Raw genomic sequence first — 13,794 nt, 5'->3', positions numbered from 1 at the left:
TCTTGTCATTTCGGCTGCTGGAGCCGGTGAAAGCGCCATGTTACGCATCATCTCCCTCAACCTCAACGGTATCCGCTCCGCGTGGAGCAAGGGCGTCCTGCCTTGGGTCAACGCACAGCAGCCCGATTTGGTTTGCCTGCAGGAAATCAAGGCGCAACAGGCGGATCTGAGCGCCGAGATGCTTGCGCCCGCAGGCCTGAACGCCGCTTACCACTGCGCCGACAAGAAGGGCTACAGCGGGGTCGGCCTGTGGTCCCGCCCCAGGCCGGACCGCGTCGTCGAAGGCCTGGGATTGCCGGAATTCGACGCGGAGGGGCGCTTCCTGCGGGCCGATTTCGGCAATCTCAGCGTCATTTCCCTCTATCTGCCCTCGGGGTCATCATCGCCGGAGCGCCAGTCGGCCAAATTCCGCTTCATGGAGGCATTTCTTCCCGTTCTCGCCGGGCTCTACGCCGAGGGCCGCGACATGGTCATCTGCGGCGACTGGAACATCGCGCACCGTGAGATCGACCTCAAGAACTGGAAAGGGAACCGCAAGAATTCGGGCTTCCTCCCGGAGGAGCGGGCCTGGCTTTCCCGCATATTCGACGAGATCGGCTGGGTCGACGTCTACCGCCGCCTCTACCCCGAAGCCGGCGAGGAAGCCTACACCTGGTGGTCCAATCGAGGGCAGGCCTGGGCCAAGAACGTGGGCTGGCGCATCGACTACCAGATCGCCACACCGGCCCTCGCGGCGCGAGCCCGCAGCGCCACGGTATTCAAGGATGCACGTTTCTCGGACCACGCGCCGCTGATCGTCGAGTACGAGCATTCCTGACGGGTCCCCAACGCGGCCGATCGGGAAACAGGGGGCGCGTGAGCCGGTGATCCCCGCCCTTGGTTCTGCCGGGTCGAGCCAGCGAAAAAACAACGACACCGCGGGTGCTCCCGCCGCGTCTCCCGGGCGCATTGCTTTCGCCGCCGGGAGTCGCTACCCTTGGAATCCCCCGTCATCACCTGCTCATCGAGGTCACACATGTCTCAAGAACTCACCACCGCCGGCAAGGACAAATTGGTTGCCGACATGAAGGTCGTCATTTCCGACGCCGAAGAAATCCTGCGCGCCACGGCGGGCGCGGCAGGCGACAAGATGGCCGGCCTGCGGGAAAAGATCGAAATTCGCTTGCGGGACGCCAAGGAGCGCTTGGCTGACGCCGAAGCAGCCATCGTCGACCGGGCCAAGGCTGCCGCCACTGCCACGGATGACTTCGTCCACGAGCAACCCTGGAAGGCCGTCGGCGTCGCCGCCGCCCTGGGGCTTGCCCTCGGCGTGCTGATCGGCCGCCGCTGATTCCATGGCGGTCGGCGAAGGCGGCGAAGGCAGCTTCGCCGCCCTGAAGCGCCTGATGGCGACGGCCGTCGCCATCGGCAAGACGCGCTTCGAGCTCCTTTCGGTCGAATTGCAGGAGGAGAAGCTGCGCCTCCTGGGAATGCTCGTCTATGCCGGCGCGGCGCTCTTTTTCCTGGGCCTGGGGATCATCCTGGTCGTCGTTTTTCTCGCTGCCGCCTTTTGGGAGCAGCGTCTGGTCGTCTTTGGTCTGGCAGCCCTGCTCTTTCTCCTCGTGGGGGCCATTTGCGCCGCCCGGGCGGCGGGGGCGGCCCGCCAGGGATCGCCGGTCTTTGCCCAGAGTCTGGCTGAACTGGAAAGCGACCTCGCCCGCCTCAAGCGTAGCGTCAGCGATCCGCGATGAGCGACCGCCGCATCGAACTGGCCCTGCGCCGGGGCGAGCTTCGTGCCCGCTGCGCCCGGCAGCGGGAAGACCTCGCGCAGAGCGCCTGGCCCATCGAGAGCGCCCTGGCGGGGGTCGATCGCCTCCTGGCCGCAGGGCGCTGGGTGAAGGCCAATCCCAAGCCGGTCGCCGCCTTCGCCCTTGCTCTCCTCGCTGCGCGGCCTGCGCGGGCGTGGCGCTGGGCCAAGCGCAGCTTCTTTCTCTGGCGCGGTTGGCGCTCGCTCAAAAAGCGCTTTACGGAGTCATGACTTCCCCGGAATTGCCGGTCGCGGTTCCCTGGTGGCGCCTGCTCGTGGCTTCCCAGCGGCGGGAGATGCAGCGCGTGGTAACCCAGGTGGTCGCGCTGCGGGGCTTCATGCCCCTCCTGATGAAATCCCGCAATGGCCAGGCCTGGAGCGACAGCGACAAAATGCTGCTCATCGCCCACTTGCGGCGCCTCAGCCACCTTTCACCCTATCTTCTCTTCCTGTTGCTGCCCGGGTCGGCGGTACTGCTTCCGGCATACGCCTGGTGGCTGGATCGCCGGCGCCGGCCACGCCGCTGACGCATCAGCGGCGCTGCTTTGGCCGATCAGCGTTCCCGCCAGGGCGCGACCCGGGTCAGGAGCATCATGCCGGGGGCCGCGAGCAGCGCGCACAGGAAGAAAAAATTCGTCCAGCCTAGGCCCTCGACCAGCCAGCCCGCCGAGGCATTGACCACGGTGCGCGGCACGGCCGCCAGGCTGGTGAACAGGGCGAACTGGGTCGCGGTAAAGGCGGGATGCGTGGTGCGGGCAATGTAGGCCACGAAGGCCGCTGTCCCCAGCCCGACGCCGAGAGCCTCGAAGCCGATGACGCCGGCCAGCGCCCACAGGCGGTCCGGCGTCGCCGCGGCAGGTCCCAGGGCGGCGAGACCGGCAAAGCCCAGGATGGCGACCCACTGCACCACCCCAAAAACCCACAGGGCGCGATTGATGCCCAGGCGAACCATCCACAGGCCTCCCAGGAGGCCGCCGATGACCGAGGGCCAGAGTCCGGCGTTCTTGGCCACCAGCCCGATTTCGCTCTTGGTGAAACCCATTTCCAGGTAGAAGGGCGTAGCCAGCGCAGTGCACAGGGAATCGCCAAGCTTGTACAGGAAGATGAAGGCCAGGATGAGGAGGGCGCCGTTCAGACCCTGGCGCCCGAGGAATTCCCGGAAGGGCTCGGTCACCGCCTGGGCCAGGGTCTTGGGAGCCAGGGCGACCGCATCGGGTTCGCGCACCACCAGGGTCATGAGGGCGCCAGGCAACATGAACAAGGCGGTGATGGCGAACACCTCGCTCCAGGGCAGGCGGTCGGCGAGCCAAAGGGAGAGGGAACCCGGAATGAGGCCGGCAATCTTGTAGGCATTGACATGCACGGCATTGCCCAGGCCCAGTTCGCTGTCCAGCAGCAGCTCGCGGCGATAGGCGTCGAGGACGATGTCCTGGGTGGCCGAGAGCAGGGCGACAGCCACGGCGACCCCCACGATGCTGCCCAGGCCGGCCTGGGGGGAGAGGAAGCCCAGGGCGGCGATGCTCAGGGCCAGCAGAACCTGACTGCTGAACATCCAGCCGCGCCTGCGGCCAAGGAGGGGAAGGGCGTAGCGGTCCACCAGCGGCGCCCAGAGGAACTTCCAGGTGTAGGGAAACTGGATCAGGGCGAAGAGGCCGATTTCCCGAATGCCGATACCCTCGGTCTTGAGCCAGGCCGGCAGAAGATTGAGCAGGAGAAAGAGGGGCAGGCCGGATGAAAACCCCGTGACGACGCAAATCGCCATGCGCCGCGTGAGGAGCGGCGCCAGCCACGCCGGCGCGGAACCGCTCACCGGGGGCGGGTCAGGCGGTAGACCGCCAGACTGCCGAGGAAGTTGGGTTCCTCGGTCACCCATTGCCCCTTTTCGTCCAGCACCCGTCTTTCCCGGATGGAGAGCCCCATCTTGCCCACCAGGGCTTCGAAGTCAGGAATGGCAAAGAAACGCAGATTGGGCGAGTCGTACCACTCGTAGGGCAGATCCTCGGAAACGGGCATGCGGCCGTTGAGCACTGCCTGGCGGTTCTTCCAGTAGGCGAAATTGGGGAAGGACACCACCGCTTCCCGCCCCACGCGCAGCATTTCGGCCAGGATTCTCTCGGTATGGCGGACGGTCTGCAGGGTGCGGGAAAGAACCACATGGTCGAAGGCCCCGTCTGCGAAGCCGGTAAGGCCGTCCTCCAGGTTGCCCTGGATGACGTTGATGCCCCGTCGCACCGCGGCCAGCACGTTGGCGTCGTCGATTTCCACCCCCCAGCCGCGCACGCCCTTGCTGTCGATCAGCAGACGCAACAGGGAGCCGTCGCCACACCCCAGGTCGAGGACGCGGTGACCGGGCAGCACCCAGCCGGCGATGAGTTCGAAGTCGGGACGCCCCAGGTGGTCGGTCATAGCGTGATGTTGGCGAGATAGGCGCCGACGACGCCGTGATAGTGCGGATCGGCCATCAGGAAGGAATCGTGGCCGAAATTGAGGTCGATTTCGGCGTAGGACACGTCGCGGCCGCTCGCCACCAGGGCATGCACGATCTCCTTGGAGCGCGCCGGCGAAAAGCGCCAGTCCGTGGTGAAGGACACGACGAGGAAGCCAGCCTGGCTGCGGGCCAGCGTGGCCACCAGGTCCCCGTTCTCCTCCCGGGCCGGATCGAAGTAATCCAGAGCCTTGGTCATCAGGAGATAGGTATTGGCGTCGAAATAGCCGGCGAATTTGTCGCCCTGGTAGCGCAGATAGGACTCGATCTGAAATTCGACATCGAAATCGAAGGAGAACGAGCCGTTCCTGAGTTCCCGCCCGAATTTCTCCCCCATCTGATCGTCGGACAGGTAGGTGATGTGGCCCAGCATGCGGGCCAGACGCAGTCCCCGAATGGGGCGGGTGCCGTGCTCGTAATAGTGGCCGCCGTGGAAATCGGGGTCGGTGAGGATGGCCTGGCGGGCGACGTCGTTGAAGGCGATGTTCTGGGCCGACAGGCGAGGCGCCGCGGCGACGACCACGGCGTGGCGAACCCGTTCGGGAAAGGTGATGGTCCAGCGCAGGGCCTGCATGCCTCCCAGGCTGCCGCCGACCACAGCCGCCCAGGCATCGATGCCCAGAAGGTCCGCCAGGCGGGCCTGGGCCTTGACCCAGTCGATGACGGCGACCATGGGGAAATCGGCTCCCCAGGGCTTGCCGCTGGCCGGGTTGATCGACGAAGGGCCGGTGGAGCCGTGGCAGCCCCCCAGGTTGTTTACTCCGACGATGAAGAAGCGGTCGGTATCCAGCGGCCGGCCCGGGCCGACGATATTGTCCCACCAGCCGAGGTTGTCCGGCTGGTCGGCATAGTGACCGGCGACGTGGTGATGCCCCGAAAGGGCGTGGCACACCAGGATGGCGTTCGACTTCGCGGCATTGAGGCTGCCGTAGGTTTCATAGACGAGGTCGTACTCGGGAATGACCCCGCCGCTGCGCAAGTTGAGGGGCTCGGAAAAATGGGCCCGCTGCGCTTCGACCTGCCCGACGCCTTGTTGCTCTCCTGCCATTCCTGCTCCGGAAAAAGAAAAACCCGGTGGCTCATCGCGGACCGGGTGTTTTTCAACCGACCTCGCTTTAGCCGCATTTGTCGGGCGCCCGCAAGCTGAAGTCAAATCGGCGCCGCCGGAAATCCCGGGTTGGGGCAAGATACCCACATGGTCAGGCAAAGTCAATCGAGGTTCCGCAGCGCCCAGCGGCCGCCTCCCCTGGACTGCCGCCTGCTGGTAACATGGGCGCCTCCCCCCCACTTTTCGCTCGGAGCTCTGTCCATGCTCGACCAGCGACGCCACCAGCGCATCCGTTTCTGCGAACCTCCCGCGATCTCCATCGGTTATGGCGGATCGGTGGCAATCGGCACCATCGAGAATCTTTCCCTGGCGGGCCTGATGCTGCGCAGTGGGCTCGACATGACCATCGGCCGCCATTGCGGCTGCGAATTCTCCCTCTTCGGTTCCGCCGTCGTCGACGTAGCGGCGGTCGTCGTCAGCCGGGTGGGCAATCTCTACGGCGTGCGCTTCGAATCCGGCCCCATCAGCGAACTGGCCATCGACGACGCCATCGACGGCGCCCTGGCCCAGGGCAAGGCGTCCATCCTCAGCACTCACGAGACCGGCGGGCGGCGCGTCCTGCGTATCAGCGGCGGTCTCAACGGCGGCTTGCGCAATGACTTCATGCATGCCCTCACCCGGGTGGGCGTACAGGAAATCGACACCAGCGCGGTGACCGCCGTGGACCAGGCCGGTCTCGCCCTCTGCCTCACCGCCCAATCGCGCCACGGCGTCACCATGGGCGCCCAGTCCGAGTGCTTCGCCCGCTCGTGGAACGAGGCGATCCGACCACCGGGCAAGCCGGGCGTCGCCGCCTGATCGCTTGACTGACACTCGCGCGCCCGTTGCAGCGGAGGGTGCCTGAAAACGAAACGGCTTCCGGAGGAAAACCTCGGGAAGCCGTTTGAATTCTGGTGGGTCGTGAGTGATTCGAACACTCGACCTACGGATTAAGAGTCCGCTGCTCTACCAACTGAGCTAACGACCCAGAATTTTTCCTGCGACAGCCCAAGGCTGCCATGCTCTGCGGGTGGTGGGTCGGGCGAGATTCGAACTCGCGACCAACGGATTAAAAGTCCGCTGCTCTACCGACTGAGCTACCGACCCAGCAGGGAGGCGCGATTATATTGAGGCCGCCGGAGGCTGTCAAACTGCGGCGGCCCGAGCGCCGTCACCTGGAGCGCGGGGTAAAGGGAGGGCACCCGCCTGTGCTCCCTGGGGGACACCCCCGCCGGACGCTGCGCAAGGCGGGGCCCAAGGCAGTCCTTCAGGCGTTGCCCGCCGTGCGTTCACTGATCTTCAGGGCACAGACGGCCCCGGCGACGATGGCGCCCAGGGTGAGGAAGGAGCCGAGGGCCAGGGTCGATACCCCGCTGATCCCCTGCCCGATGGTGCAGCCCAGGGCCGTGACGCCGCCGAAACCCATCAGCAGGGCACCGAGCAGGTGGCGGGCGGTGTCGGCGGGCCCGGCGAAACCCTCCCAGCGGAAACTGCCTTCGGCCAAGGCCATGACGGCTGCGCCGGCCACCACGCCGGCGCAGGCGGCGACGCCGAAGCTCAATTTGCGGCTGGTGTCGGACCATAGGGTCAGGAGGTCCAGGGTGTGGGCGAAGGGGGCGACAAAGCTCAAGGACTCCGGCCGGCCGGACTGCGTGGTCAGAAAGGCCTCTTGCAGGGTTTCCGGATCTTCGGCGAGATAACCGAAGTGGGCGCTTGCCCACCAGGCGAGCAGCACGGCGAGGCCGATGCCGACCCCGCCCAGCAGCGGGTCGCGCTGGCGGAACTGGGCGTCGGCCAGGGCATAGGCCGCGAGCCCTCCGCCCAGGGTCAGGCTGACGACGGCCAGGGCGACCCCCGGAGCCAGCCCCAGGCCCGCGACCAAGGACGCCAGATCCTGGCCGCCCTCGAAGCGCAGGGTCGGCGGGTCGAGCCAGGCCACACGCCCCACGGCCAGCACTCCGCGCAGGGTCATCGCGGCGCCCAGGCCGACGACCAGGAAGACGACCAGGGATTTCAGGTTGCCCGCGCCGATGCGCACCAGGGTCCGCGCGCCGCAGCCCGAGGCCAGCACCATGCCGACGCCGAAGGCCGCACCGCCAATCAGGTGGGAAAGCCAGGGCAGGGTTGCCCCGCGATAGAGACTTTTCCCCAGGTCTGCCCAGCCACCGGCCTGGAGCCCCCAGGTACCCAGTATGGCGACGGCGATGGCCATGAGCCACATGCGCAGCCGCAGCCGGTCGCCCATCAGCACCAGGTCGGCCAGCGCCCCCATGGTGCAGAAGCGAGTCTTCTGGGAAAGGGCTCCAAAGAGCCCCCCGGCGGCGAAGGCCAGGATGAGGACGGCGGTGGACTGGCTCATGGTTCAGGGCAAGCGCTGGGCGGCGTTGCGGCGCTGCCCCCCTCTCCGTTCGGCCAGGACTTGCGGGGTGGGCGTAGCGCCCGTGCGCGCGGAGGCCTGTCTCCATCCATGGTTCAGGGCGTGTAGCGGGTCGGGTCCGCGAACCCGGCAGCAGCAAAGCCTTCCCGGCGCAGGCGGCAGGAGTCGCAAATGCCGCAGGCCCGTCCGGCCGCATCGGCCTGATAGCAGGACACGGTGAGCCCGTAGTCCACCCCCAGGGCCGCTCCGGTCGCCACGATTTCCGCTTTGGAAAGGTGGATGAGCGGGGCATGCACCGTAAAGGCGGCCCCCTCGGCGCCGGCCTTGGTGGCGAGGTTGGCAAGGCGCTCGAAGGCGGCGATGTACTCGGGGCGGCAATCGGGATAGCCGGAGTAGTCCACCGCGTTGACGCCGACAAAGATGTCGCGGCTGCCCAGGACCTCGGCCCAGGCCAGGGCCAGGGACAGCATGATGGTATTGCGGGCCGGGACGTAGGTGACCGGAATTCCCGGCAGGACCCCGCTGGTGGGAACGGCAATGGCGGCATCGGTCAGCGCCGAGCCGCCGAACTGGGCAAGCCCGAGATTGAGGATGCGATGTTCGGTGGCGCCCAGGGTGCGGGCAAGAGCGGTGGCCGCGTCGAGTTCGGCCCGATGTCGCTGGCCGTAGTCGAAGGAGAGGCAGTAACTGGCAAACCCCTGTTGGCGGGCGATGGCGAGGCAGGTGGCGGAATCGAGGCCGCCGGAGAGGAGAACGACTGCTTTCTTGGTCATGGCCGGCGACTATAGCGCCATTCGTGCATTCTGGGCGACGTCCCGGGGCTTGCGCCGCCCCTGCACGGCTTGGTTCGACTAACCGAGGTTGCCGGGGAGTGCGTGCAGGATCGACGCTGGGGTTGTTTCCAGCAACTCCCGGCGCACCAATTCCTTGAGCCGGGTGTCGCGCAGGTCGAGGGGGTTGAAATCGTCGGTCAGAGGCGTGGCGTTTGTGTGTCGCATCCGAAGGGCAGGGGCGGCCAGCAGGGTCGCTGCGTCGGCGGCCAGGGGATGGATTTGCCTCAAGTCAGGCGTCCGGGCGTATTCTGCTGCCCCGTCGCTGGCCAGAACCACGTAGTTGCCCCAGGCGGCATCGGTCTTGGCGCCGGCAGGCTGGACGCGCACGGTGCGAAATTGCTCGGCGAGGGTCGCGAGGACGGCGGGCAACATGCCTTCTTCGGGATCGGCGCTGCCCATGAGGTTGAAGGCCAGCACCCCACCCGGAGCCAAGCGCGCCTTGGCTGCCCGCAGGGCCTCCCGGGAGAGCAGGTAGCCCGGCGTCGTGTCGCCGTTGAAGACGTCGATGAGCAGATAGTCATAGCGCTTGGTGCCCCGGGCGAGAAAAGTCCGGGCATCCTCGATCGCCACCGGAATCCCTGGAGGGAAATCAAAGTGCCGTACGGCGGCTTCGCGAACCTGGGGATCGAGTTCCACCACTTCGACATCGAGGCCGTGGGCGGCAAGCGCCCGAGCGGCGACGCCCGTGCCGAGGCCGACCATCAGCGCCGTGTGCCCATCGGGACGAAGCGCCAGAGGCAGGCGCTCGAGCAGATAGGCGTATTCGTAGATCGACTGGCCATTTTGGGTGTCGATGCCTCCCTGGATCAGTCCGTCAATGGTCAGTTCCCGGGTTCGGATGCCTTTTCCCTGATACTCGACGATTTTCAGCGCGCCATAAAAGCTGTCTCGGGCCCAGACGATGCGGGCCCGAGTTCCGTCGGCGGTACTTGCTTCCAGGGCTGCGTGAGGTGTCCAGGCCAGCGGCACCAGGCCTGCTGCAAGAAGGAGGGCGTGCCCCGGGCGGGCGCGGACGAAGTAGGCGCAGGCCAGCAGGACGAGAGCGGCGCCGGACAAGCGCAGGGTGGCGATCACGCCGAAACTGCCGAGAAGATAGAAACCGGTGCCGGCGGCGCCGACAAAGCTGCCGGCGGTGGACACCGCATAGAGCAGACCCGCGGTGCGGCCGATTCGGCTCAGATCGAGGGCGGCGAGCCGCAGCAGGAAGGGTGACACGCAGCCGAGCAGGAAAAGCGGGGGGCCAAAGAGCAGCGAGGCAGCGACGAAACAGCCGAGGCGCAGGCCGGCCGGCATGGCTGCCTCGAGGACAGGGGCCTTGAACCCGGGAAGCAGGATGAGCCAGCAGCCGGCAAGTCCGATCAGCCCATAGAGGAGGGCGGCGTGCGGCTGGCGATCGGCAAGCCAGCCGCCGGCGGCGTAACCCAGGGCGAGGGCCAGGAGGGTGACGCTGATCAGGGCGGTCCAGACGTAAAGGCTGACACCGAAGAAGGGTCCGATGATCCGGGCGCCAAGGATCTCGATCACCATGACCAGGGCGCCGGTCAGGCAGGCGGTCACGCAGAGCATCGCTGCTCCGGGCCGGACAGGGTCGGTGGACGAATCGCGGTTCATGGCCGGCGACTATACCGCCATTGGCAGCGGCCCAAAAGGCGCCGCAACGTCAAGGGCCGCCCAGGGGCTCAGAAGAGATCGCGGGTGCCCGGAAATGGCGGATTCGATGCAGGGCCGGTTGCCAGCCAGTGTTCAAGTTCGCCTATCGGCATCGGCCTGCCGAAGAGATAACCCTGGAACAAGGCGCATCCGTGGCTGGCCAGGAACTGGTGCTGGCTGGAGCGTTCGACGCCCTCCGCAACCCCCTGAAGACGCAGGGTGCGCCCCATGCCGATGATGGCGTGGACGATTGCCGCGTGATCCGGGTCCGATTCCAGGTCGCGGATGAAGGACTGGTCCACCTTGAGTTGCTCGAAGGGGAAACGCTTGAGGTAGGCCAGGGACGCGTAGCCGGTACGCTTCGAGATCCCCGAAGCGTCGGGGGATGTTGCGCCGTTCGAGGAGAGCCATGTCTCGGGCACCTCGGGGTGATTAGAATGATTTCATCATATGCCCCCTGGAAGGTCAGGGGTTGGCGGTGATCCCGAGGTGCGCTGGACGGACCCCCTGGAGTTTTCCAAATCGGGAACGCCGCTGGTTTCCTGGGAGCAGTTGTTGCAGGGCGGTGTCAGCGAGTATCCAGGAAAGCTTCGCCTCAGCGGCAAGCCAGGGCTGAACCCGCGCCGCACCCCACCCGATCCAGCCGCGCCCGCAGCGTGGGGCCGTAGGTGTCGGCGAGATGGACGTCGTCGTGGCCGGCGCCTGGCAGGATGACGACTTCGGCGTTTGGCGCCCGGGCCTTGATCAGGGCGCTGTGGGCCGGGGGAATGAGGGTGTCGGCGTCGCCGTGCAGGAGCAGCAGGGGGCCCCGGATCGATCCGGCGGCGCTGCAGCCGTCGAAGGGATAGCGCACGACGAAGCCGGGCAGGAAGGGGTAGGCCGTGGAGGCCAGTTCCCCGAGGCTGCAATAGGGCGAAACCAGGACGGTGAGGGCCGGCTGGACTTCCGCCGCCAGGATGGCCGCCGGGCCGCTGCCCAGGGAGCGGCCGTGGATGATCCTGGGGGTCTCAGGGTAGCGCGCCGCGAGCACCGCCCAGGCGGCCCGCACGTCGGCCAGGAACTGGGCCTCGTCGGCGACCTTGCCGCCGCTCTTGCCGTAGCCGCGGTAGTCGATCATGAAGAGGTCGAGATTGGCCTGGCGGTAGAAGTCGTGGTTGGAGAACCAACTGTCCAGATTGCCGCCGTTGCCGTGCAGGAAGAAGACCACGCCCCGGGGTCGGGGCAGGCGCAGATTGAGGGCCGAGAGCGTGCCCTCGGCCACCGGGATGCTCAACTCCTCCACATCCTTGGGCAGACGGAAATCATGGGCCGCGGGGAGCGGCTCGCCGCGGAAGATGATGTTCTCCTGATTCCACCAGAACCAGGTGACCAGACCGACGTAGGCCAGGAGCAAGATGACGATGGCGCGGCGCAGGATGTTGATCATGGCGCTGAAGCCTTGGGTGGGACTACTGCTTCTCGATCACCTCGGGCAGTACGTCCGGAACTTTGGCCAGGGCCGCCCTGAATTTGCCTTCGCTTGCACGCGCAGCGCGCTCCTTGAGGTAGCTCTCCGTACTCAGGGCGGCAACTTTTTCAGCAACGGCCGTGGCGATGAACTGGTTCATCGAGACGTGATCCTGGCTCGCAGTTTCCTTGGCCAGCTTGTGCAGGGAATCGGGAAGGCGAACGCTAAGGGTACTCATGAGAAGGCTCCAGGGAATCGAGAAATTCGCGGGGGGTCTGAACAACGAAGCCGAAATCAAAGGCAGGTTTGAAGTCACCGACGTTCCAGGTCACGATGCTCGCGCCTGCCTTGACCGCAAGTTCCAGAAGAAAATCGTCGTCGGGATCCTTGAGTACGGGCCGCCAGAGAAAAAAGATGCGGTGAAGAACCGAACGGGCGCAAATAAAGTCGAGCACGTCATCGATCTCCTTCCCTGAAAGCGTCAGCGAGCCCCGCTTCAGGACCGCTTCGTATTCGGCAACCAGCGGCGCGGAGAGGTGCACCGCAAAGGAGGCCGCTACCCCTCACGCCGCCGCTTCTCGCTCTTTTTTTCGAACAGCAGATTGACGTTGCCGCTGGGGAGCTGCTCCTCCAGCCGCACGGTGAAGCCCCACAGGTAGGCCAGATGCTCCAGGACCGCTTCGGTCTCCGGCCCCAGGGGGCGGCGGTCGTGCAGGAAGTGGCGCAGAGTGAGGGAGCGGTCGCCCCGCAGGTCCACGTTCCAGACCTGGATATTGGGTTCGCTGCTGCCCAGGTTGTACTGTTCACCGAGGGTGCGGCGCAGGCCGCGGTAGCCCCGGTCATCGTGGATGGCGGCGATGTGCAGGTTCTTGCGCGTATCGTCGTCGAGGATCGCGAAAAGGCGGAATTCCCGCATCAGCCGCGGCGAGAGGTACTGGGCGACGAAGCTCTCGTCCTTGAAGTTGCTGAGGGCGAAATTGAAGGTCTCGCGCCAGTCGGACCCGGCGACGTCGGGGAACCACTCCCGGTCCTCGTCGTCCGGGGTCTCGCAGATGCGGCGCAAATCCCTCCACATCGCAAAGCCCAGGGCGTAGGGGTTGATGCCCGAATACCAGGGGCTGTTGTAGGGGGGCTGGTAGACGACATTGGTGTGGGACTGGAGGAATTCGATCATGAAGCCGTCCGACAGCCGCCCCTCGTCGTAGAGGGTGTTGAGCAGGGTGTAGTGCCAGTAGGTGGCCCAGCCTTCGTTCATCACCTGGGTCTGGCGCTGGGGATAGAAATACTGGCCGATCTTGCGCACGATGCGCACCACTTCCCGCTGCCAGGGTTCCAGCAGGGGGGCGTTCTTTTCCACGAAATAGAGCAGGTTCTCTTCGGGTTCCTCGGGGAAGCGGCGTTCCTCTTCCTGCATCTCGACCACTTCCTGCTTGGGCAGGGTGCGCCAGAGGTCGTTGATCTGGGCCTGGAGATAGGCTTCCCGCTCCTTCTGACGCAGGGTTTCCTTTTCCAGGGAAAGGCGGGGGGAGCGCTTGTAGCGGTCGACGCCCAGGTTCATGAGGGCGTGGCAGGCATCCACCAGGCGCTCCACGGCTTCCGCGCCATGGCGTTCCTCGCACTGGGCGATGTAGTTCTTGGCGAAGACCAGGTAGTCGATGATGGCGTCGGCGCTGGTCCACTGGCGGAAGAGATGATTGCCCTTGAAGAAGGAGTTGTGGCCGTAGGCGGCGTGGGCGATCACCAGGGCCTGCATGGTGAGGGTGTTCTCCTCCATCAGGTAGGCGATGCAGGGGTCCGAATTGATGACGATCTCGTACGCCAGGCCCATGTGGCCGCGCTTGTAGCGGTTCTCGGTTTCCAGGAAGTGCTTGCCGAAGGACCAGTGGTGGTAATAGACCGGCATGCCGATGGAGGCGTAGGCGTCCATCATCTGCTCCGCAGTGATGATCTCCAGTTGGTGGCGGTAGCAGTCGAGGCCGTAGTTGCGCGCCACGCGGCCGATTTCGGCGTCGTAGCGCTCGATGGCTTCGACGGTCCAGTCGGAGCCTTCGGCGATGGGGCGGATTTTCTTCTTGCTCATGGCGCTCCCGCCGGGATTCCCGCCAGGGGCGGGGCGAAGGGGGGCGGGC

17 protein-coding genes and 2 tRNA genes are annotated in these 13,794 nt (G+C 66.1%); 6 read left to right on the top strand and 13 right to left on the bottom strand.

The genetic code is table 11. The features are described from left to right. Positions 1 to 37: 37 nt before the first annotated feature. From xth to IPM73_16145, 5 genes are all read left to right on the top strand, one after another. Complete coding sequence (gene xth, locus IPM73_16165; protein ID MBK8919528.1) at positions 38 to 817, top strand: exodeoxyribonuclease III; 780 nt, start codon at positions 38 to 40, stop codon at positions 815 to 817. A gap of 198 nt (positions 818 to 1,015) precedes the next feature. Next, positions 1,016 to 1,330, top strand: a complete 315-nt coding sequence (locus IPM73_16160) for a DUF883 family protein (GenBank protein ID MBK8919527.1) — start codon at positions 1,016 to 1,018, stop codon at positions 1,328 to 1,330. Between the two features lie 4 nt (positions 1,331 to 1,334). Next, positions 1,335 to 1,730, top strand: coding sequence for a phage holin family protein (locus tag IPM73_16155; protein MBK8919526.1), 396 nt, complete (start codon positions 1,335 to 1,337; stop codon positions 1,728 to 1,730). Then, entirely contained in the window at positions 1,727 to 2,017 is a 291-nt protein-coding gene (locus IPM73_16150; protein MBK8919525.1) for a hypothetical protein, read from the top strand. The genes IPM73_16155 and IPM73_16150 overlap by 4 nt, the downstream gene beginning before the upstream one ends. Then, entirely contained in the window at positions 2,014 to 2,313 is a 300-nt protein-coding gene (locus IPM73_16145; GenBank protein MBK8919524.1) for a hypothetical protein, read from the top strand. Before IPM73_16150 ends, IPM73_16145 begins: the two co-directional genes overlap by 4 nt. A 26-nt stretch (positions 2,314 to 2,339) precedes the next feature. Here IPM73_16145 and IPM73_16140 read toward each other — a convergent pair whose 3' ends face one another. From IPM73_16140 to IPM73_16130, 3 genes are read right to left on the bottom strand one after another with little or no spacing between them, the layout of a single operon-like run. Then, a complete protein-coding gene (locus tag IPM73_16140) occupies positions 2,340 to 3,548 on the bottom strand; it encodes an AmpG family muropeptide MFS transporter (protein MBK8919523.1) in 1,209 nt (402 codons plus the stop codon). Positions 3,549 to 3,592: 44 nt separating this feature from the next. Then, positions 3,593 to 4,192, bottom strand: coding sequence for a methionine biosynthesis protein MetW (metW, locus tag IPM73_16135; GenBank protein MBK8919522.1), 600 nt, complete (start codon positions 4,190 to 4,192; stop codon positions 3,593 to 3,595). After that, on the bottom strand, positions 4,189 to 5,319 hold the full coding sequence (locus IPM73_16130) for a homoserine O-acetyltransferase (protein ID MBK8919521.1): 1,131 nt from the start codon (positions 5,317 to 5,319) through the stop codon (positions 4,189 to 4,191). The genes metW and IPM73_16130 overlap by 4 nt, the downstream gene beginning before the upstream one ends. 261 nt (positions 5,320 to 5,580) lie before the next feature. On the opposite strand from IPM73_16130, the gene IPM73_16125 reads away from it, so the two are divergent. Next, a complete protein-coding gene (locus IPM73_16125) occupies positions 5,581 to 6,177 on the top strand; it encodes a PilZ domain-containing protein (protein ID MBK8919520.1) in 597 nt (198 codons plus the stop codon). A gap of 93 nt (positions 6,178 to 6,270) precedes the next feature. On the opposite strand, the gene IPM73_16120 is transcribed toward IPM73_16125, so the two are convergent. From IPM73_16120 to IPM73_16075, 10 genes are all read right to left on the bottom strand, one after another. Then, positions 6,271 to 6,346: transfer RNA gene (locus IPM73_16120), tRNA-Lys, on the bottom strand. 43 nt (positions 6,347 to 6,389) lie between these two features. Further along, positions 6,390 to 6,465: transfer RNA gene (locus IPM73_16115), tRNA-Lys, on the bottom strand. A gap of 160 nt (positions 6,466 to 6,625) precedes the next feature. Beyond that, positions 6,626 to 7,717, bottom strand: a complete 1,092-nt coding sequence (locus IPM73_16110) for a YeeE/YedE family protein (protein ID MBK8919519.1) — start codon at positions 7,715 to 7,717, stop codon at positions 6,626 to 6,628. Between the two features lie 113 nt (positions 7,718 to 7,830). Then, on the bottom strand, positions 7,831 to 8,508 hold the full coding sequence (queC, locus tag IPM73_16105; protein MBK8919518.1) for a 7-cyano-7-deazaguanine synthase QueC: 678 nt from the start codon (positions 8,506 to 8,508) through the stop codon (positions 7,831 to 7,833). A gap of 78 nt (positions 8,509 to 8,586) precedes the next feature. Next, on the bottom strand, positions 8,587 to 10,134 hold the full coding sequence (locus tag IPM73_16100; protein MBK8919517.1) for a fused MFS/spermidine synthase: 1,548 nt from the start codon (positions 10,132 to 10,134) through the stop codon (positions 8,587 to 8,589). Between the two features lie 113 nt (positions 10,135 to 10,247). Then, a complete protein-coding gene (locus IPM73_16095; GenBank protein ID MBK8919516.1) occupies positions 10,248 to 10,640 on the bottom strand; it encodes an EAL domain-containing protein in 393 nt (130 codons plus the stop codon). A 173-nt stretch (positions 10,641 to 10,813) separates the two neighbouring features. Next, positions 10,814 to 11,644 (bottom strand): alpha/beta hydrolase, encoded by an 831-nt coding sequence (locus IPM73_16090; GenBank protein MBK8919515.1) that lies wholly within the window; start codon positions 11,642 to 11,644, stop codon positions 10,814 to 10,816. Between the two features lie 22 nt (positions 11,645 to 11,666). Beyond that, entirely contained in the window at positions 11,667 to 11,903 is a 237-nt protein-coding gene (locus tag IPM73_16085; GenBank protein ID MBK8919514.1) for a toxin-antitoxin system HicB family antitoxin, read from the bottom strand. Further along, positions 11,890 to 12,207, bottom strand: coding sequence for a PIN domain-containing protein (locus IPM73_16080; protein ID MBK8919513.1), 318 nt, complete (start codon positions 12,205 to 12,207; stop codon positions 11,890 to 11,892). The genes IPM73_16085 and IPM73_16080 overlap by 14 nt, the downstream gene beginning before the upstream one ends. Before the next feature lie 14 nt (positions 12,208 to 12,221). Then, positions 12,222 to 13,745: a SpoVR family protein gene (locus IPM73_16075; GenBank protein MBK8919512.1), complete on the bottom strand. Its 1,524-nt coding sequence runs from the start codon at positions 13,743 to 13,745 to the stop codon at positions 12,222 to 12,224. Positions 13,746 to 13,794: the final 49 nt, after the last annotated feature.

Source organism: Betaproteobacteria bacterium, assembly GCA_016720065.1.
GTDB lineage: Bacteria > Pseudomonadota > Gammaproteobacteria > Burkholderiales > Rhodocyclaceae > SSSZ01.
This window is presented reverse-complemented; position numbering and strand designations above follow the sequence as displayed.

Coding starts and splice junctions, on each gene's coding strand:
- xth (MBK8919528.1), top strand. CDS start 38: ATGTTACGCATCATCTCCCTCAACCTCAACGGTATCCGCTCCGCGTGG.
- IPM73_16160 (MBK8919527.1), top strand. CDS start 1,016: ATGTCTCAAGAACTCACCACCGCCGGCAAGGACAAATTGGTTGCCGAC.
- IPM73_16155 (MBK8919526.1), top strand. CDS start 1,335: ATGGCGGTCGGCGAAGGCGGCGAAGGCAGCTTCGCCGCCCTGAAGCGC.
- IPM73_16150 (MBK8919525.1), top strand. CDS start 1,727: ATGAGCGACCGCCGCATCGAACTGGCCCTGCGCCGGGGCGAGCTTCGT.
- IPM73_16145 (MBK8919524.1), top strand. CDS start 2,014: ATGACTTCCCCGGAATTGCCGGTCGCGGTTCCCTGGTGGCGCCTGCTC.
- IPM73_16140 (MBK8919523.1), bottom strand. CDS start 3,548: ATGGCGATTTGCGTCGTCACGGGGTTTTCATCCGGCCTGCCCCTCTTT.
- metW (MBK8919522.1), bottom strand. CDS start 4,192: ATGACCGACCACCTGGGGCGTCCCGACTTCGAACTCATCGCCGGCTGG.
- IPM73_16130 (MBK8919521.1), bottom strand. CDS start 5,319: ATGGCAGGAGAGCAACAAGGCGTCGGGCAGGTCGAAGCGCAGCGGGCC.
- IPM73_16125 (MBK8919520.1), top strand. CDS start 5,581: ATGCTCGACCAGCGACGCCACCAGCGCATCCGTTTCTGCGAACCTCCC.
- IPM73_16110 (MBK8919519.1), bottom strand. CDS start 7,717: ATGAGCCAGTCCACCGCCGTCCTCATCCTGGCCTTCGCCGCCGGGGGG.
- queC (MBK8919518.1), bottom strand. CDS start 8,508: ATGACCAAGAAAGCAGTCGTTCTCCTCTCCGGCGGCCTCGATTCCGCC.
- IPM73_16100 (MBK8919517.1), bottom strand. CDS start 10,134: ATGCTCTGCGTGACCGCCTGCCTGACCGGCGCCCTGGTCATGGTGATC.
- IPM73_16090 (MBK8919515.1), bottom strand. CDS start 11,644: ATGATCAACATCCTGCGCCGCGCCATCGTCATCTTGCTCCTGGCCTAC.
- IPM73_16085 (MBK8919514.1), bottom strand. CDS start 11,903: ATGAGTACCCTTAGCGTTCGCCTTCCCGATTCCCTGCACAAGCTGGCC.
- IPM73_16075 (MBK8919512.1), bottom strand. CDS start 13,745: ATGAGCAAGAAGAAAATCCGCCCCATCGCCGAAGGCTCCGACTGGACC.